The organism is Solimonas soli DSM 21787 (assembly GCF_000474945.1).
Classification (GTDB): Bacteria; Pseudomonadota; Gammaproteobacteria; order Nevskiales; family Nevskiaceae; genus Solimonas; species Solimonas soli.
In genome coordinates this window covers 275,923-292,990 of sequence record NZ_AXDW01000004.1, presented here as the reverse complement: position 1 = coordinate 292,990, position 17,068 = coordinate 275,923, and the positions used below count along the sequence as shown (strand labels likewise).

The following is a 17,068-nucleotide window of genomic DNA, read 5'->3' as shown; positions in this document are numbered from 1 at the left end:
GACGAGCCGCCGCGTGTCGCTAGTCGACGATCTGCAGGCGATCGACGACCGCCGAGACGCCGGTCGCGGACCACGCCGCTTCCTCGACGAGGCGACGTTCGGCGAGTGAATGCACGGTGCCGTCGAGCGTCACACGGCCACTGTCCACGGAAATGGTGATGGCCTGCGCATCGAGCCGCGCCGCGCGATGCAGCGCGGCCTCGATCTTGCCCTTGACGTTGCCGGCCGAGGCCTTCGGCCTGACGGTGACCTGATTGTTGACCGACACCACGCCGAGCAGATCGCGCACCGCGGACTCGGCCGCCGAGCGCTGGTAGGCCCACGGCACCTGGCCGCTCAGCGTGAGGCGGCCGTCCTCGACCAGCACCTTGACGCTGTCCTCCGGCACCAGCGCATTCCAGCGCAGCGCATCGCTGGCCGCCAGGGCCAGATCGCTGTCGCTGCGCGCCTTGCCGTCGCTGATGCGGACATCGGCTTCGACGGCCACGGCCTTGACGCCCGATACGCGCTGCGCGGCGCGCTCGGCGGCGAGCTTCTCCGGATAGCTGCGCAGATGACCGCTCAGGGTCACCACACCGTTGCGCACTTCAACGCCGACGCCGGCGGCGTCGATCGCCGGATCCCATTCCAGCTCGTCGAGGACGTCCTTCCTGATCTGCATGTCGGTTCTCATGATCGTGATCTCCAGAAGCATGGGCGCAACGCGGATACGTCGGCGAAGGCAGACGACGGCGCGCGGGCATGAAGCGTCGGCTGCGACCGGATGGGGGAATCCCGCGCGCGATGCAATCCCGGCGAGCTTCGGCAGTGCCGCGCTCCGCCGCGTTGATCTGCGTCAAGGCCGCGCGCCGTCCGGCGGCTTAGCGTGACGGGCAATACCCGAGCCGGGGATTCGCATGAAAGCCACGCTGCACCTGCCACGCCGGCGCCACGATGCACATGACCGTCCGCCCTTCGCGCGTATCGCGCGTCGCGCGCGCGGCGCGAGCGGCCTTGAAGCGGCGCCGCACATCGAGTGGAAGAAGCGCAGGCCACAGGCGCCCGACGCCGAGTCCGGCAGCCATGCGCTTCCATAACCGCCGCGAGGCCGGCAAGCTGCTGGCGCATCGTCTGCAGCCGCTGCTGCAGCAGCCCGCGGTGATCTACGCGCTGCCGCGCGGCGGCGTGCCGGTGGCCAGCGAACTGGCGCTCGAACTGGAGTTGCCGCTCGAACTCGTCATCGTCCGCAAGATCGGTCATCCGGCACAGCCGGAGCGTGCCGTGGCCGCCGTCGCCGAAAGCGGCCGCGCGGTCTTCGACGAGAACGAGCGCGCACATCTGGATCCGGCCTGGCTCGAGCAACGCATCGCCGCCGAGCATGCCGAGGCGCAGCGCCGCCGTCGGCTCTACAACGACGACCATGCGCGCGTCTTCGCGCACGGCCTGTGCGCCGTCATCGTCGACGACGGCATCGCCACCGGCCTCAGCATGCAGGCGGCGATCGCCGAACTGCGTCGCGACGGACCGAGCCGGATCATCGTCGCCGTGCCGGTCGCGCCGCGCGAAGCCATGCTCGAACTCGAGAAGGCCGTGGACGCCGTCGTGGTCGCGCAGCTGCCGGCGCAGTTCGCGGGCACGGTCGGCGCCTACTACGAAGACTTCCATCAGCTCGACGACGATGAAGTGCTGAAACAGCTGGCGCGCACGCGCGCCGTCGTCGGTCCGCATTTTCCCGCCGCGGCCGCGCAGGCCGCGGATCAACACTCAGCGAGCATCGCCCATCCATGAGCAGCCTTCCGATTCGTCGTCGCACCGTGAGCCGCCCGATCTGCGTGGTGGTCGCCGACCATGGCGGCGCACGCTTCCTCACCGCGGCGACGCCGCGCGCCGCGCTGGTCGAGCATACCGCGCTGCAGAATCCGGCCTTCCGCCTGCGCGAACACGAACTCGACGCCGACCAGTCCGGCAATCTGGCGACGCCGTCGCATGCCGGCGGCCACGCCACCGACGAGCGCGACGCGACGCGCCGCCATCTGGCCGACGAATTCGCGCGCCGCGTCTGCGCCGAGCTGCGCAGCGAGCGGCTCGGACAGCGCTACCTGCGCATCCATCTCGTCGCGCAACCGAACTTCCTCGGCCTGCTGCGCCGCCATCTCGACCGGCCGACGCAGCGTCTGGTCGCCAGCCAGATCGGCAAGGACATGGTGCGGCGCCAGCTCGCCGACATCCGCCGCCTGCTGCCGGAACGGCTCTAGTGCCTTGATCCGGAGATCAGGGCCCCTGGCCGCGTGCGCGCCGGTTCACTCCGGCGCGAGCGCTTTCTGATCCTCCGGATCGACGCTCTCGGTCAGCGTCGCCTCGGTCAGCAGCAGCACGCCGGCGACCGACACCGCGTTCTCCAGCGCGATGCGCGAGACCTTGGTCGGATCGACGATGCCGGCCTCGAACATGTCGACGTAGCGCTTTTCGGCGGCATCGAAGCCGAGGTTGCCCTGGCTCTCCAGCATGCGCGCCACCACCACGCCGTCGTCGACCGCCGAGTTGTCGGCGATCGCGCGCGCCGGCGCTTCGAGCGCGCGGCGCAGGATCTGCATGCCGGTGCGTTCGTCGCCGACGGCTTTCTCCTCGTCGGGCAGGATCGCTGCCGAGGCGCGCAGCTGCGCGAGGCCGCCGCCGGGCACGATGCCTTCGGCGACCGCCGCCTTGGTCGCCGAAATGGCGTCGTCGAGCGCGTCCTTCTTGGCCTTCATCTCCGCTTCGGACGGCGCGCCGACGCGGATCACGGCGACGCCGCCGGCCAGCTTGGCGAGTCGTTCGCGCAGCTTGTCGCGGTCGTAGTCGCTGGTCGCCGCGTCGATCTCGCGGCGCACGCGCTGCACGCGCGCCTCGATCGTCTTGCGGTCGCCGGCGCCGCCGACGATGGTGGTGTGCTCGCGATCCACCAGCACGCGCTTGGCGCGGCCCAGGCGCTCGATGCCGGCGTCCTCCAGGCGCAGGCCGAGCTCCTCCGAAATCAGCTCGGCGCCGGTCAGCGCGGCGATGTCCTGCAGCATCTCCTTGCGGCGGTCGCCGAAGCCGGGCGCCTTGGCGGCGGCGCAGCGCAGTACGCCGCGCAGGCTGTTGACGATCAGCGTGGCGAGCGCCTCGCCCTCGATGTCGTCGGCGACGATCATCAGCGGGCGGCCGTTCTTGGCCACCGCTTCGAGCAGCGGCACCATATCCTTGAGCGCGGCGAGCTTGCGGTCGGTGAGCAGCACGTAGGCGTCCTCCAGCTCGACCTGCATCTTGTCCGGGTTGGTGACGAAGTACGGCGACACGTAGCCGCGGTCGAACTGCATGCCCTCGACGACTTCGAGCGCGGTCTCCGTGGTTTTCGATTCCTCGACGGTGATGACGCCGTCGCCGCCGACCTTTTCCATGGCCTCGGCGACCAGCTCGCCGATCGCCGTGTCGTTGTGCGCGGAGATCGCCGCGACCTGCGCCTTCTCGCGCCGCGTCGATACCGGGCGCGACTGCCGGCGCAGCGAAGCGGTGGCCAGCAGCAGCGCGCGGTCGAGACCGCGCTTGAGGTCGATGGCGCTGGCGCCGGCGACGACGTTGCGCACGCCGTCGGCGAAGATCGCATGTGCGAGCAGCGTCGACGTGCTGGTGCCGTCGCCGACCGCCTCGTTGGTCTTTTCGGCGGCCTGGCGCAGCGTCTGCACCGCGAGCTGCTCCTCGAGATCCTTGAGCTTGATCGCCTTGGCGATCGTCACGCCGTCGTTGCAGACCACCGGCGCGCCCCAGGCCTTGTGGATCAGCACCGATTTGGATTTCGGGCCGAGCGTGACGCGCACCGCATCGGCGAGCTGGGCGGCGCCGCGCAGCAGCTTCTCGCGGGCATCGTTGCGGAACATCAGCGTGGTGTGGCTCATGGCAGCGGCTCGTGCGAAGGCGTCGCGCCAGCTTCGCCGTGCCGGCCGCGGCCGGCATTGACGCCGATCAAAGCGCCCGCCCGCTCAGCGCTGCCACTCGCCCAGCGCGCGGCGGAAGCGCAGCAGCGCGGCAGCGAAGAAGGCCGAGCCGATCGCCGCCACGGCGAGGAATTGCGGCCACACCGTCGCCAGGCCGGCGCCGCGATAGAGGATCGCCTGCGCCAGCATGACGAAATGCGTGGTCGGCGCCAGCTCCATGAGCGTGCGCACGGCGAGCGGCATGCTCTCGCGCGGCGTGGTGCCGCCGGACAGCATTTCGAGCGGCAGCAGGACCAGCATCAGCAGCAGGCCGAACTGCGGCATGGAACGCGCGACGGTGCCGAGGAACACGCCGATCGCCGTCGCCGCGAACAGGTGCAGCGCGGTGCCGGCGAGGAACAGGCCGAGCGAGCCGGCGAGCGGAATCGCCATCAGGCCCTTGACGGTGAACTGCAGCGAGAAGGCGGCGGCGAGCAGCACGACCAGCCCCATCGACCACACCTTGGCCAGCATGATCTCGCTCGGCCGCAGCGGCATGACCAGCAGATGCTCGATGGTGCCGTGCTCACGCTCGCGGATCAGCGCGGCGCCGGTCAGGACGATGGCGAGCATGGTGATGTTGTTGACGATCTCCATCACCGCCACGAAACGGCCGTGATCGAGTGTCGGGTTGAAGCGGATGCGGCTGACGAGCTCGGCCGGCGCCGCGCCGCCGGCGCGCTCGAACGCGGCGAGCTCGTCGGCGACGATGCGCTGCACGTAGCCCGCGCCGACGAAGGCCTGCGACTGCTTGGTCGCATCGACGTTGAGCTGGATCGCCGCGGCGCGGCCGGCGCGCACGTCGCGTTCGAAGCCGGGCGGGATGTCGAGCGCGAAGGTGTAGCGGCCGTCGTCGAGGCCGCGATCGGCGGCAACCACGTCGACGACGCCGGGCGGCGTGAAATGCGGCGGATAGAAGGCCGCGACGATGCGCGCCGACAGTTCCGAGCGGTCTTCGTCGACGACCGCGAGCGGCGCCCGGCTCAGGGTTTCCGGCTGTCCGCGCGCCGGCAGGATGATCGCCGCGGTGAAGGTCCAGACGATCAGCACCAGCATCACGCGATCGCGCGCGAGACTGCGGAACTCCTTGACGCCGAGATGCAGGACGTTGGCCAGCGAGCCGCGCGGACGGATGCCCATGTCGCCTCAGCTTCCCTGCTTGCGCAGCAGCAGCGTGCACAGCGCGATCAGCGCCGGACCGGTCAGCAGCAGCGGCCACAGCGAGGACCACAGATCGCCGAGCTGCAGCGACTTGGCGAACACGCCGCGGCTGATGGTGAGGAAATGGCTGGTCGGATAGACGCGGCCGATCAGCGCGGCCGCGCCCTCCAGCGAAGACACCGGATTGATCAGGCCGCCGAACTGGATCGCCGGCAGCATCGTCGCCACCGAAACGCTGAAGATCGCCGCCACCTGGCTGCGCATGAACGTCGACATCAGCAGGCCGAGACCGGTGGTGGCGATGACGTAGAGCAGCGCGCCGACGCCGAGCGCGAGCAGGCTGCCCTTCAGCGGCACCGCGAACAGCGTCACGGCCATCGCCGTCAGCAACAGGAAGTTGAGCATGCCGAGCGCCACGTACGGCAGCTGCTTGCCGAGCACGAACTCGAGCCGGCTGACCGGCGTGACGTAGAAGTTGGCGATCGAACCCAGCTCCTTCTCGCGCACCACGCCGAGCGCGGTCAGCATCGCCGGGATGAAGGTCAGCAGCAGCGGGATCACCGCCGGCACCATCGCATTGAGGCTGCGCAGCTGCGGGTTGTAGCGAAAGCGCGGCTCGACGCGCGACGCGGCCGCGCGCAGGCCGCGTTCGGCGGCGAGCGCGCTCCAGTACTGCGCGTGCAGGCCCTCGACATAGGCCTCGATGGTCTCGGCGCGCTGCGGCATCGCGCCGTCGACCCAGGCCGCGATCGCGGGCCGGCGGCCGGCTTCGAGGTCGCGGCCGTAGCCCTCGGGAATCTCCAGCGCCACGCCGAGCTCGCCGCGCGCCATGCGCGCGTCGAGCTCGGCGTGATCCTGCAGCGGCGGCTGCTGCCTGAAGTACGGCGAGCCCGCGAAGCCGGCGAGATAGTCGCGGCTCGCCACGCTCTGGTCGCGATCCAGGACCGCGTACGGCAGGTCGTCGACGTCCATGCTGAGGCCGAAACCCATGACGATCATCAGCAGCGCGCTGCCGCCGAGCGCCATCAGCGAGCGTACCGGATCGCGGCTCAGCTCCAGCGCCTCGCGCCGCGCGTAGCTGAGCAGGCGCAGCAGGCCCACCGTGCGCGGTCGGCGCGTGCGTGCGGCGACCGGCAGCGTGCCTTGCGCGATCTCCGGTACCACGGCGCCGAGACGGGCGATGAACGCTTCCTCCAGGCTCGCTGCGCCGCTGGCGCGCGCCAGCGCGGCGGGCGCGCCGCTGGCCAGCACGCGGCCGGCATGCATGAGCGCGACGCGATCGCAGCGCTCGGCCTCGTTCATGTAGTGCGTCGACACGAAGATGGTCACCCCGTCGCGGCGCGAGACCTCGAACATGGCGGCCCAGAACAGATCGCGGGCCAGCGGATCGACGCCGGAGGTGGGTTCGTCGAGGATGAGGATATCCGGCCGGTGGATCAGGGCCACGGCGAGCGACAGCCGCTGGCGCAGGCCGAGCGGCAGCGCGACCGGCAGCGCGTCGAGCACGTCGGCGAGATCGAAGCGCTGCGCCATCGCCGCGACGCGCGCCGGGATTTCCTCGGCCGGCACGTGGAACAGGCGCGCGTGCAGTGCCAGGTTCTGGCGCACGCTGAGTTCGCCGTACAGCGAGAAGCCCTGCGACATGTAACCGACGCGCCGACGCGCCGCGAGATCGCCGGCCGTCACCGGCCGGCCGAACAGGCGCGCGCTGCCCGACGAGGCCGGCAGCAGTCCGGTCAGCATCTTCATGGTCGTGGTCTTGCCGCAGCCGTTGGAGCCGATGAAGCCGAAGATCTCGCCGCGCCGCACCTGCAGATCGATGCCGTCGACCGCCGTGAAATCGCCGAAGCGCCGGCTCAGCCCGCGCGCCTCGATGGCGATCTCCGCGGCGCCGTCGATCGGCGCGCCTGTCTCGATGCGGCGGTTCTCGCGGCGCCGCGCGGCCGGCAGTAGCGCGACGAAGGCGGCCTCCAGCGTATCGACGCCGCAGCGCGACCTGAGTTCGGCGGGCGTGCCGCTCGCCAGCACGCGGCCGGCGTCGAGCGCGACCAGGCGGTCGAAGCGTTCCGCCTCGTTCATGTACGCGGTCGCCACCAATACGCTCATCGCCGGCCGCTGCGCGCGGATGCCGGCGAGCAGTTCCCAGAACTGGCGCCGCGAGAGCGGATCGACGCCGGTGGTCGGCTCGTCGAGGATCAGCAGGTCCGGATCGTGGATCAGCGCGCAGCACAGACCGAGCTTCTGCTTCATGCCGCCGGACAGCTGGCCGACCGGCCGGTCGGCGAACGCGGCGAGCCCCGTCGCCTGCAACAGCGCGGCGCTGCGCGCTTCACGCGTCGCGCGATCGTGGCCGAACAGGCGGCCGAAGAAGTCGAGATTCTCGAACACCGACAGGGTCGCGTAGAGATTGCGGCCGAGGCCCTGCGGCATGTAGGCGATGCGCGGGCACACGCGGCGGCGATGGCGCGCCGACCTCAGATCGCCGCCAAGCACGTCGAGCCGGCCCTGCTGCAGGCGCGTGGCGCCGGCGACCAGACCGAGCAGCGTCGACTTGCCGACGCCGTCGGGGCCGATCAGGCCGAGCAGTTCGCCGCCGCGCAGTTCGAGGTCGACGCGATCGAGCGCCTGCACCGTGCCATAGCGCTGCGTGACGCCCGACAGCCTCGCCGCCGGCGGCAAGGCGTTCACCGCGCGCCGGTCTGCAGCTGCGCCGGCCATTCGCGCTGCGTCACGCGCACGTAGGCGATGCCCGGCGCGCCGCTGCGCAGACGATCGGCGCCGCGCGCCAGCGCCGCGGCGTCGACGCGAACCTTGACGCGGAACATCAGCTTGGCGCGCTCATCGGCGGTTTCCACCGACTTCGGCGTGAATTGCGCGACGTCGGAAATGAAGGCGATGTGCGCGGCGATCGGTGCGTCGGGCGCGACATCGAGCACGATGCGCCCCTCGTCGCCGACGGCGAGGCGGTCGGCGTCGCGCTGCTGCAGGAAGATGTTCATGTACAGGTCGCTGGTGTCGACCAGGCTCAGCACCTTGCCGCCGGCGGCGACCACTTCGCCGGCCTGCGCGACGCGATACTGGATGCGGCCGGCGCGCGGCGCGCGCAGCGTGCCGTCGTCGATCTGCACCTGCAGGCGTTCGACCTGCGCCGCCGCCGCCTCGACTGCGGCATCGGCTTCGAGCCGCTGCGCCTCGGCCGCGCGCACGCCGGCCTGCGCCTCGGCGCGCTGCGCCTGCGCCGCGTCGAGCGCCGCCCGTGCCGTATCGAGGCGCGACCGGTCTTCCTCGGCGCGCTGCACCGACACCGCGCCGGATGCCGCGAGCGCCGTCGAGCGGCGCGCGTTGCGCTCGGCGAGATCGAGTTCGCTGCGCCGTTGCGCGAGCAGCGCTTCGCTGCTCGCCGCGGCGCTGTGCCGCTGCGCGACCGCGGCCTCCATCGACTCGCGCGCGCGCAGCGCCTGCCGGCCCTGCGCCTCGGCCTCGCGCTGCTGCGCACGTTCGGCGCGCACATCCATGCGCGCCAGGATCTGGCCGGCGGCCACCGCATCGCCTTCGTCGACCAGCAGTTCGGCGATGCGGCCGCCGTTCTTGGCGGTGACATCGACCGGCTGCGCTTCGAGACGGCCGTTGCTGCCGACCACGCCATCGGCCTGCGCCGGCGCGAAGGCGCGCGGCACCAGCACGACGGCGATGATCAGGATCGCGACGCAGGCGGCGAGCAGCGGGCACCAGCGCGTCCGCAGCAGCTCGCGCAGGCGGCCGCGCCGGTCCGGGGTCTGGCTCGCCGCCGATGCGCCGTCGGTGGAATCCGCCACGGCGCGCAGCGCCACGATTGTCTGATCCATGCTCGTTGCCTGGGTTCGATACCGGACGCACGAAGAGCGCCGCACGCCGTCAAGCATGGCGATCCGGGGCGACGCCTCGCCATGACCTGCGTCAAGGCGTGATGCGCGGTCGCCCAGCATCCTGCATGGGTCGGCATGCGCACGTGCGGCGCGCTCACCAAAGGCAAGGAAGGCTCGTATGCAGGATCCCATCGAAAGTGCGCCACCGAGCCGGCTGCCGTGCCCGGAATGCGCCGAAGAAGTGCCGATCGAAGCGGCGCACGCTGTCGATGGTGCGGCAGCGCACTGTCCGTACTGCGGCGCCGACCTCATCCTGCAGTGCGAACGGGTCGACCATGGTCGGCATGTGCGCTGGGAACTGATCGAAGACGGCGACGACGAACCGTGAGTCGACGCATCGCTCGCGCGCCGTCGCGGAGGTAGCCATGTCCATGCCCGCCGAATTCAATCCTCGCCACCTGCGCCTCGAGCAGCTCGCCTCGACGCTCAACCGCAGCCTCGCCTGCACGAGCGGCGAGGCGCCGTGCGTGACGCCGGCCTGCGACGGCCTGCTGGGCCGTCTGGTGCATGAGGACGCCGGCGAGCTGCGGGCGCGGCTGCAGTCGATCTACCACGCGCTCGCCCGGCTCAACTGCGGCGTCGGCGACGAGTGCGAGATCTGCGGGCGCCCCATCGAAGCGGAGCGTCTGCAGGAAGCGCCGCAGTCGACGCGATGTCGTTCCTGCGGCTGAACAGAAACGCCGCGCGTCCTGGTGCACGCCCGGCGGCGGACAAGGGCGTGCCGGCCGCCTGGTGGTCGCTGCCGGCGGCGCGCCTGTTCACCCTGCTCGACAGCACGCCCGAGGGCCTCGGCGGCGAGGCGGCGACGCGCCGCCGGGCGGACCCGTCGCGGCAGGCCCGCCACGCACCGGGCTACGCCGGCGCGCTCGTCGCGCAATTCCGCAGTCCGCTGCAACTGATCCTCGTGCTCGGCGCCGCCTCGGCGCTGCTCGGCCGCGACTGGCTCAACGCCGCGATCGTGCTCGCCATCGTCGTGCTCAGCAGCGCGCTGAGCGCCGCCGACGAACTGCGCGCCTCGCGCGCCGTCGAACGCCTGCGCGCACGCGTCGCGGCGCGCGCCACGGTACTGCGCGACGGCGTCGCCCGCGAAATGGCCGCTGACGCCGTGGTCGCCGGCGACGTCGTGCTGCTGTCGGCCGGCAGTCTCGTGCCCGGCGACGGCATCGTGCTCGAGGCCCGCGACTTCTTCGTCAGCCAGGCCCTGCTCACCGGCGAGACCTTTCCGGTCGAGAAGCGGCCCGGCCCCTGCGCGGCGACGGCGACGCTCGCGCAGCGGCTCAACTGCGTGTTTCGCGGCACCTCGGTGCGCAGCGGCACGGCGCGCGTGCTGATCGTGGCCAGCGGCGAGCACACGGCGATCGGCGAGATCGCGCAGCGGCTCACGCTGCGGCCGCCGGAGACCAGTTTCGAGCGCGGCCTGCGCCAGCTCGGGCGGCTCCTGCTGCAGATCATGGTCGTGGTGCTGGTCGCGGTGATCGCCGCCAACCTGCTGATGCACCGGCATGGCACCGAGACCCTGCTGTTCGCGGTGGCGCTCGCGGTCGGCATCTCGCCGGAGCTGCTGCCGGCCATCGTCGCCATCACGCTGTCGCGCGGCGCGCAGCGCATGGCCAGGCGCGGCGTCATCGTGCGCCATCCCAACGCGATCGAGAATCTCGGCGCCATGGACGTGCTGTGCGTCGACAAGACCGGCACGCTGACGCGCGGCGTGATCGAACTCGACGGCGCCCTCGACACGCAGGGCCGCGCGGATCCCGAGGTGCTGCGGCTCGCGCACCTCAATGCCGCGCTGCAGACCGGCCTGCGCAATCCGATTGACGAGGCGCTGGTGAACAGCGCGCGCCAGGCCGGCCAGACGGTCGACGCCCAGCTCAAGCTCGACGAGATTCCCTACGACTTCGTGCGCAAGCGCCTCGGCGTCGTGGTGCGCGACGGCGCCCAGGCGCTGCTCGTCGTCAAAGGCGCGGTCGCCGAGGTCCTCGAGGTCTGCACGCAGTATGCGGCGGCGGGCGGCGATGGCGTGGCGCTCGATGCCGCGGCGCGCGCCGCGCTCGATGCGCGCTTCACCGACTGGAGCGCGCAGGGCTACCGCGTGCTGGCGCTGGCGCGCCGCGCGCTGCCGCTGCGCGAGCACTACGGCCACGACGACGAAGCGGCGCTGACGCTGTGCGGCTTCCTGCTGTTCTTCGATCCGCCCGATCCCGCCGTGGTGGCGACGCTGGCGCGCCTGCGCGCGCTCGGCGTGCGGACCAAGATCATCAGCGGCGACAACCGCCACGTCGCCGCGCACGTCGCGCGCGAAGTCGGCATCGGTGGCGACGCGCTCGTCACCGGCGCCGAGCTGGCGGCGATGACCGACGAGGCGCTGTGGCAGCGCGCGCCCGCGACGACGCTGTTCGCCGAGGTCGATCCCAACCAGAAGGAACGCATCATCCGCGCCCTGCAGAAGCGCGGCCACACCGTCGGCTTCCTCGGCGACGGCATCAACGACGCACCCGCGCTCTACGCCGCCGACGCCGGCATCTCGGTCGATTCGGCGACCGACGTCGCCAAGGAGGCCGCCGACTTCGTGATGCTCGAACACGGCCTCGACGCGGTCTGCGAGGGCATCGAGGAAGGGCGCCACACCTTCGCCAACACACTCAAGTACGTGTTCGTCACCACCAGCGCCAACTTCGGCAACATGGTGAGCATGGCGCTGGCGAGCCTGTACCTGCCGTTCCTGCCGCTGCTCGCCAAGCAGATCCTGCTCAACAATCTGCTGTCCGACATTCCCTCGATGAGCATCGCCCGCGACCGCGTCGACCGCGCCTGGGAGGACACGCCGCACCGCTGGAACATCGCCCTGGTGCGCCGCGTGATGGTCGTGCTCGGCCTGGTCAGCACCGCCTTCGACATGCTGACCTTCGCCGTGCTGCTGCATTTCAGCGAGACCCCGGAACGCTTCCGCAGCGCCTGGTTCGTCGAGTCGCTGCTGACCGAGTTGCTGGTGATCTTCGTGGTGCGCAGCTACCGGCCGTTCTGGCGCGGCCGGCCGTCGCGCGCGGTACTCGGCAGCGCGCTGGCGGTCGCCGCGATCGCGCTGCTGCTGCCCTACGCCGTGCCGGGCCGCTGGTTCGGCCTGGTCCCGCTGCCCTGGCCGCTGCTCGCCACGGTGCTCGCCATCTCCGTCCTCTACGCGCTGGTTTCCGAACTGGTGAAGCGGCCGCTGTATGCGCACCACGGCCTCGGCGCGCCGGGCGCGGCGGCGATGCCTGCGCTCGCCGACGCGCGGCACGCCGTCCAGTCCTGAACCCGCATCGACGCCGACACGAGGAGCGAACATGGACATCCTGCAGGCGATCCAGCAGCGGCGCGCCGTACGTGCCTACACCGGCGAGGCGCTCGATCGCGAATGCATCGCACGCCTCGTCGCCGCCGCCGTGCGCGCACCGAGCGCCCACAACGCGCAGCCCTGGGCCTTCAGCGCCACCATCGACCGGCCGCTGCTCAAACACATCGCGCACGAGACGCGCGATCACCTCTTGCGCCACCTGCCGCCGGATTCGCCGCTGCCGCGCCTGATGCCGAGCCTGCTCGACGAGCAGTGCGACATCTTCTACGGCGCGCCGGCGCTGGTCGTGATCAGCGCGACCTCGGACGAGCCCTGGGCCCGCGAAGCCTGCGGCATGGCGGCGCAGAACCTGATGCTCGCCGCCTGCGCCGAAGGCCTCGGCAGCTGCTGCATCGGCCTCGCCGTCCCCTGGTTCGATCTGCCCGAAAGCAAGGCCCTGCTCGGCATCGCGCGCACGCACCGGCCGCTGCTGCCGATCGTGCTCGGACATGCGGCGGCGGCGGCCGCGCCTTCGTCGCGGCGCGCCGCCGACATCCACTGGATGGAGGACCGGCTCGTCGCGCTCGAATAGCGCCGGCGGCGCGGCACAGGCCGCGCCGATACCCCTCGACGGCCGCGCCGCGCGCCGGCGGCCATGACCTGCGTCAAGGCCGATCGCGCGGACCGCGTCCTAGGATCGACCATCACCGGAACACCGTTCATGTCCGTCAGCAGCCTCGCCGCCGCCCGTCACAGCCGTGCACTCCCGGAGCGCGAGCCGATCCGCCTGTTGTTCGTCGCGGCCGAGATCCAGCCGCTGGCCAAGACCGGCGGTCTCGCCGACGTCTGCGGCGCGCTGCCGCAGGCGCTGCACGAAGCCGGCGAAGACGTGCGCCTGCTCATGCCGGCCTACCCGGGCGCGCTCGCCCAGCTCGCCGACGCGCAGACGGACATCGCGCTTCCCGGACTGCTGCCCGGCGTCGATGCGCGCCTGCTGCGCGGCCGCCTGCCGGGCACGGCAATCCCGGTCTGGCTGCTCGACTGCCCGGCGCTGTACGCGCGCGACGGCTCCCTCTACGCGGATGCCGGCGGCACGGAATGGTCCGACAACGCCCAGCGCTTCGCGGCGCTGTCGCATGCCGCGGTGCGCCTGGCGATGGGCGACAACGCCGAGCAATGGCGTCCGCAGGTCGTGCACGCACACGACTGGCATACCGGCCTCGTGCCGCTGCTCCTGCACTTCGCGCCGGAACCCCGTCCGGCGACCATCTTCACCATTCACAACGCCGCCTTTCACGGCTGCATCGCCTTGCCGACCGCGCGCGAACTCGGCGTGCCGGAGGCCGCGCTCGGCTGCGACGGCGCGGAATTCTACGGACGCTGCTCGCTGCTCAAGGCCGGCGCCCGCTACGCCGATCGCCTGACCACGGTGAGCCCGACCTACGCGCGCGAAATCCAGACGCCGGCGTTCGGCGCCGGACTGCACGGCCTCTACGCGGCACGCGGCGCGGCGCTGGTCGGCATCATGAACGGCATCGACGAACGCGTCTGGAATCCGGCCGTCGATCCGCATCTGGCGGCGCCGTACTCGGCGGCGGACCGCGAGGGCAAGCGCGCCTGCAAGCGCCAGCTGCAGGCGGAGCTGGGCCTGCGCCAGGACGCCGACGCGCCGCTCGCCGCCTTCGCCAGCCGGCTGACGACGCAGAAGATGGCCGACACCCTGCTGCACGAGCTGCCGGCGCTGCTCGAACGCCATCCGCGTCTGCAGTTCGCTCTGCTCGGGCGCGGCGACGCCGAGCTCGAACGCGGCTTCCGCGCGCTGGCCGCCGAACATCCGCGGCGTCTCGCCGTCTGCATCGGCTACCGCGAGGCGCAGGCCCATCGCCTGCACGCCGGTGCCGATCTGCTGCTGCACGGTTCGCGCTTCGAACCCTGCGGCCTCGTGCAGCTCTATGCGATGCGCTACGGCGCGATCCCCGTCGTCAGCCGCGTCGGCGGGCTCGCCGACAGCGTCGTCGATCATCACGGCGCCAGCGCCGCGCAGGGCACCGGCTTCGTGTTCGACCGGGCGCACGGCGCCGATTTCGCCGCCGCCGTGCATCGCGGGCTCGGCGTCTACGCGGCGCGCTGCGGCGCCTGGGACGCGCTGCAGGAGCGCGCCATGCGCCGCGATTCCGGCTGGCGCAATTCCGCACGGCAGTACCAGACCCTGTACCGCGAGGCCCGCGCGCCGGTGCGCGTGGCCTGAACCCATGGAGACGTCATGAATACCACCCCCGTGCCGGTCTACGCGGTCGCGCTCGAAGAAGCGACCGACGTCCGCCATTTCGGCGGCAAGAATGCCGCGCTCGGCGAGTTGCTGCGCACGCTCGCCGCGCAAGGCGTGCGCGTGCCGGGCGGCTTCGCGACGACCGCCGACGCCTATCGCCTGTTCGTGCGCGCCAACGCGCTCGAGCCGCTGATCCGGCGCAGCCTCGACGCCTGGACGGCCGGCGCCGCGACGCTGGCGGCGACCGGCGAAACCGTACGCGCCGCCTTCCTCGCCGCGCGCTGGCCGGCGGAGCTGGAAGCGGCGATCCGCTCCGCCTACCAGCGGCTCGGCGACGCGAGCGGCGGCGAGCCGGCCGTGGCGGTGCGCTCCAGCGCCACCGCCGAGGATCTGCCCGACGCGAGCTTCGCCGGGCAGCAGGAGACCTTCCTCAACGTGCGCGGCGCCGACGCCGTGCTCGACGCCTGCCGCCGCTGTTACGCCTCGCTGTTCACCGACCGCGCGATCGCCTACCGGCGGCAAGGCGGCTTCGACGATCTGCAGCTCGCCCTGTCGATCGGGGTGCAGCGCATGGTGCGCGCCGACGTCGGCAGCTCCGGCGTGATGTTCACCCTCGACACCGAGACCGGCTTCGATCGCGTGGTGCGCATCAACGCCGCCTGGGGGCTCGGCGAGCCGGTCGTGCAGGGCCAGGTCGATCCGGACGAATACATGGTGTTCAAGCCGCTGCTCGACGAGCCCGGCTGCCTGCCCATCCTCGAACGCCGGCGCGGCGCCAAGGCGATCAAGATGGTGCTGGCCGAAGGCAGCGGCGGCGCGACGCGGACCGAGCCGACCAGTGCCGAGGAGCGCAGCCGCTTCGCGCTCGACGAAGCGGAGATCCTGCAGCTGGCGCGCTGGGCCTGCGCCATCGAGCGGCACTACGGCCGGCCGATGGACATCGAATGGGCCAAGGACGGCATCAGCAGCGCGCTCTACATCGTGCAGGCGCGTCCCGAGACGGTGCAGTCGCGGCACAGCGGGCGCACGCAGAAGTCGTATCGCGTCGAGAAGAAGGGTGCGCTGCTCGCGCAGGGCGTCGCCGTCGGCGAGTCGGCGGTGAACGGCACGATCTGCATCGTGCGCGATCCGCACGCCGTCGAGAAATTTCCGGACGGCGCGATTCTCGTCGCCGAGAACACCGATCCGGACTGGGTGCCGATCATGCGCAAGGCGGCGGCCATCGTCACCAATCACGGCGGGCGCACCTCGCACGCGGCCATCGTCAGCCGCGAGCTGGGCGTGCCGGCGGTGATCGGCACCGGCGACGCGACGCTACGCCTGCGCGGCGACCAGCGGGTGACGGTGTCCTGCGCCGAAGGCGACATCGGCCACGTCTACGAGGGCAGCGCGCAGATCGTCGCCGAGGAAGTGCCGCTGCAGCGCCTGCCGGCGACCCGCACGCACGTGATGTTCAATCTCGCCGATCCGGCCGCAGCCTTTCGCTGGTGGCGGCTGCCGGCCGACGGCGTCGGCCTCGCGCGCATGGAATTCGTCATCAGCAACGCGATCAAGATCCACCCGATGGCGCTGCTGCATCCCGAGCGCGTCGGCGACGAGGCGGCGCGCCGCGAGATCGACGCGCTGACGCAGGGCTACGCGGACCGCGCGGAGTATTTCGTCGAACGCCTGGCGAGCGGCCTCGCGCGGCTCGCCGCGGTCTACCATCCGCAGCCGGCCATCGTGCGGCTGTCCGACTTCAAGACCAACGAGTACGCCAATCTCATCGGCGGCGCGAGCTTCGAGCCGCGCGAGGAGAATCCGATGATCGGCTTTCGCGGCGCCTCGCGCTACTACTCGCCGCGCTATCGCGAAGCCTTCGCGCTCGAATGCCGCGCGCTGAAACGGCTGCGCGACACGATCGGCCTGCGCAACGTGATGGTGATGGTGCCGTTCTGCCGGACGCCCGAGGAGGCCGACCGCGTGCTCGCCGAAATGGCCAAGTACGGCCTGCAGCGCGGCGTCGACGGGCTGAAGATCTACGTGATGTGCGAGATTCCGGCGAACGTCATCCTTGCCGAGGACTTCGCGCGGCGCTTCGACGGCTTTTCCATCGGCAGCAACGATCTCACGCAGCTGACGCTCGGCATCGACCGCGATTCGGCGGAATTGGCGCCGCTGTTCGACGAGAGCAACCCCGCCGTCCTCGAGCTCATCCGCAGCGTGGTCACGCGCGCCCATGCCGCCGGCGTCACGGTCGGCTTCTGCGGCGAGGCGCCGAGCGCGCATCCGACTTTCGCGCAGTTTCTCGTGCAGGCCGGCATCGATTCGATCTCGATCAACCCGTCGAGCTTCCTCGCCGTGAAGTGCAACATCGCCGCCACCGAGGTGCAGACGCCGCGCGAGCGCGGTGCGCCGGGCGTCCGTCTCGCCGTCGCCGCCGGCGGCGGCGGCTGAGACGGCGCCGGCC

The 17,068-nt window shown here is 71.6% G+C and carries 14 protein-coding genes; 9 read left to right on the top strand and 5 right to left on the bottom strand.

Annotation, left to right across the window (positions count from 1 at the left end; genetic code table 11):
- Positions 1-19 precede the first annotated feature (19 nt).
- A complete protein-coding gene (locus K344_RS0103995; protein ID WP_028079586.1) occupies positions 20-673 on the bottom strand; it encodes a BON domain-containing protein in 654 nt (217 codons plus the stop codon).
- Positions 674-896: 223 nt separating this feature from the next.
- Here K344_RS0103995 and K344_RS0103990 point away from each other — a divergent pair, with 223 nt between their 5' ends.
- The 3 genes from K344_RS0103990 to K344_RS0103980 are packed head-to-tail and all read left to right on the top strand — an operon-like array spanning position 897 to position 2,234.
- Positions 897-1,076, top strand: coding sequence for a hypothetical protein (locus K344_RS0103990; protein ID WP_028079585.1), 180 nt, complete (start codon positions 897-899; stop codon positions 1,074-1,076).
- Complete coding sequence (locus tag K344_RS20085) at positions 1,063-1,767, top strand: phosphoribosyltransferase (RefSeq protein WP_084196947.1); 705 nt, start codon at positions 1,063-1,065, stop codon at positions 1,765-1,767. Before K344_RS0103990 ends, K344_RS20085 begins: the two co-directional genes overlap by 14 nt.
- On the top strand, positions 1,764-2,234 hold the full coding sequence (locus K344_RS0103980; RefSeq protein WP_028079584.1) for a host attachment protein: 471 nt from the start codon (positions 1,764-1,766) through the stop codon (positions 2,232-2,234). Before K344_RS20085 ends, K344_RS0103980 begins: the two co-directional genes overlap by 4 nt.
- Positions 2,235-2,279: 45 nt before the next feature.
- On the opposite strand, the gene groL is transcribed toward K344_RS0103980, so the two are convergent.
- The 4 genes from groL to K344_RS0103960 form a co-directional block, all read right to left on the bottom strand.
- A complete protein-coding gene (gene groL, locus K344_RS0103975; RefSeq protein ID WP_028079583.1) occupies positions 2,280-3,893 on the bottom strand; it encodes a chaperonin GroEL in 1,614 nt (537 codons plus the stop codon).
- A gap of 84 nt (positions 3,894-3,977) precedes the next feature.
- Positions 3,978-5,111, bottom strand: a complete 1,134-nt coding sequence (locus K344_RS0103970; protein WP_028079582.1) for an ABC transporter permease — start codon at positions 5,109-5,111, stop codon at positions 3,978-3,980.
- A gap of 6 nt (positions 5,112-5,117) precedes the next feature.
- Positions 5,118-7,820, bottom strand: a complete 2,703-nt coding sequence (gene rbbA / locus K344_RS0103965) for a ribosome-associated ATPase/putative transporter RbbA (RefSeq protein WP_028079581.1) — start codon at positions 7,818-7,820, stop codon at positions 5,118-5,120.
- Complete coding sequence (locus K344_RS0103960) at positions 7,817-8,977, bottom strand: HlyD family secretion protein (protein ID WP_169729231.1); 1,161 nt, start codon at positions 8,975-8,977, stop codon at positions 7,817-7,819. The genes rbbA and K344_RS0103960 overlap by 4 nt, the downstream gene beginning before the upstream one ends.
- 178 nt (positions 8,978-9,155) lie before the next feature.
- Between K344_RS0103960 and K344_RS24265 the strand changes: the two genes are divergently transcribed.
- The 6 genes from K344_RS24265 to ppsA all read left to right on the top strand — a co-directional run bounded on the left by K344_RS24265 (position 9,156) and on the right by ppsA (position 17,055).
- Complete coding sequence (locus K344_RS24265; protein WP_169729230.1) at positions 9,156-9,365, top strand: hypothetical protein; 210 nt, start codon at positions 9,156-9,158, stop codon at positions 9,363-9,365.
- Positions 9,366-9,402: 37 nt separating this feature from the next.
- Positions 9,403-9,708, top strand: a complete 306-nt coding sequence (locus K344_RS22800) for a TraR/DksA C4-type zinc finger protein (RefSeq protein WP_157622742.1) — start codon at positions 9,403-9,405, stop codon at positions 9,706-9,708.
- Between the two features lie 47 nt (positions 9,709-9,755).
- The gene (gene mgtA / locus K344_RS20075; protein ID WP_245586101.1) at positions 9,756-12,329 is read left to right on the top strand and encodes a magnesium-translocating P-type ATPase; all 2,574 of its coding nucleotides are present in this window, start codon (positions 9,756-9,758) and stop codon (positions 12,327-12,329) included.
- A 31-nt stretch (positions 12,330-12,360) separates the two neighbouring features.
- Positions 12,361-12,942: a nitroreductase family protein gene (locus K344_RS0103940; RefSeq protein ID WP_028079578.1), complete on the top strand. Its 582-nt coding sequence runs from the start codon at positions 12,361-12,363 to the stop codon at positions 12,940-12,942.
- 129 nt (positions 12,943-13,071) lie between these two features.
- Complete coding sequence (glgA, locus tag K344_RS20070) at positions 13,072-14,598, top strand: glycogen synthase GlgA (RefSeq protein ID WP_051361855.1); 1,527 nt, start codon at positions 13,072-13,074, stop codon at positions 14,596-14,598.
- A gap of 15 nt (positions 14,599-14,613) precedes the next feature.
- Positions 14,614-17,055 (top strand): phosphoenolpyruvate synthase, encoded by a 2,442-nt coding sequence (gene ppsA, locus K344_RS20065; protein ID WP_051361854.1) that lies wholly within the window; start codon positions 14,614-14,616, stop codon positions 17,053-17,055.
- The last annotated feature ends 13 nt before the right edge of the window (positions 17,056-17,068 follow it).

Coding starts and splice junctions, on each gene's coding strand:
- K344_RS0103995 (WP_028079586.1), bottom strand. CDS start 673: ATGAGAACCGACATGCAGATCAGGAAGGACGTCCTCGACGAGCTGGAA.
- K344_RS0103990 (WP_028079585.1), top strand. CDS start 897: ATGAAAGCCACGCTGCACCTGCCACGCCGGCGCCACGATGCACATGAC.
- K344_RS20085 (WP_084196947.1), top strand. CDS start 1,063: ATGCGCTTCCATAACCGCCGCGAGGCCGGCAAGCTGCTGGCGCATCGT.
- K344_RS0103980 (WP_028079584.1), top strand. CDS start 1,764: ATGAGCAGCCTTCCGATTCGTCGTCGCACCGTGAGCCGCCCGATCTGC.
- groL (WP_028079583.1), bottom strand. CDS start 3,893: ATGAGCCACACCACGCTGATGTTCCGCAACGATGCCCGCGAGAAGCTG.
- K344_RS0103970 (WP_028079582.1), bottom strand. CDS start 5,111: ATGGGCATCCGTCCGCGCGGCTCGCTGGCCAACGTCCTGCATCTCGGC.
- K344_RS0103960 (WP_169729231.1), bottom strand. CDS start 8,977: ATGGATCAGACAATCGTGGCGCTGCGCGCCGTGGCGGATTCCACCGAC.
- K344_RS24265 (WP_169729230.1), top strand. CDS start 9,156: ATGCAGGATCCCATCGAAAGTGCGCCACCGAGCCGGCTGCCGTGCCCG.
- K344_RS22800 (WP_157622742.1), top strand. CDS start 9,403: ATGTCCATGCCCGCCGAATTCAATCCTCGCCACCTGCGCCTCGAGCAG.
- K344_RS0103940 (WP_028079578.1), top strand. CDS start 12,361: ATGGACATCCTGCAGGCGATCCAGCAGCGGCGCGCCGTACGTGCCTAC.
- glgA (WP_051361855.1), top strand. CDS start 13,072: ATGTCCGTCAGCAGCCTCGCCGCCGCCCGTCACAGCCGTGCACTCCCG.
- ppsA (WP_051361854.1), top strand. CDS start 14,614: ATGAATACCACCCCCGTGCCGGTCTACGCGGTCGCGCTCGAAGAAGCG.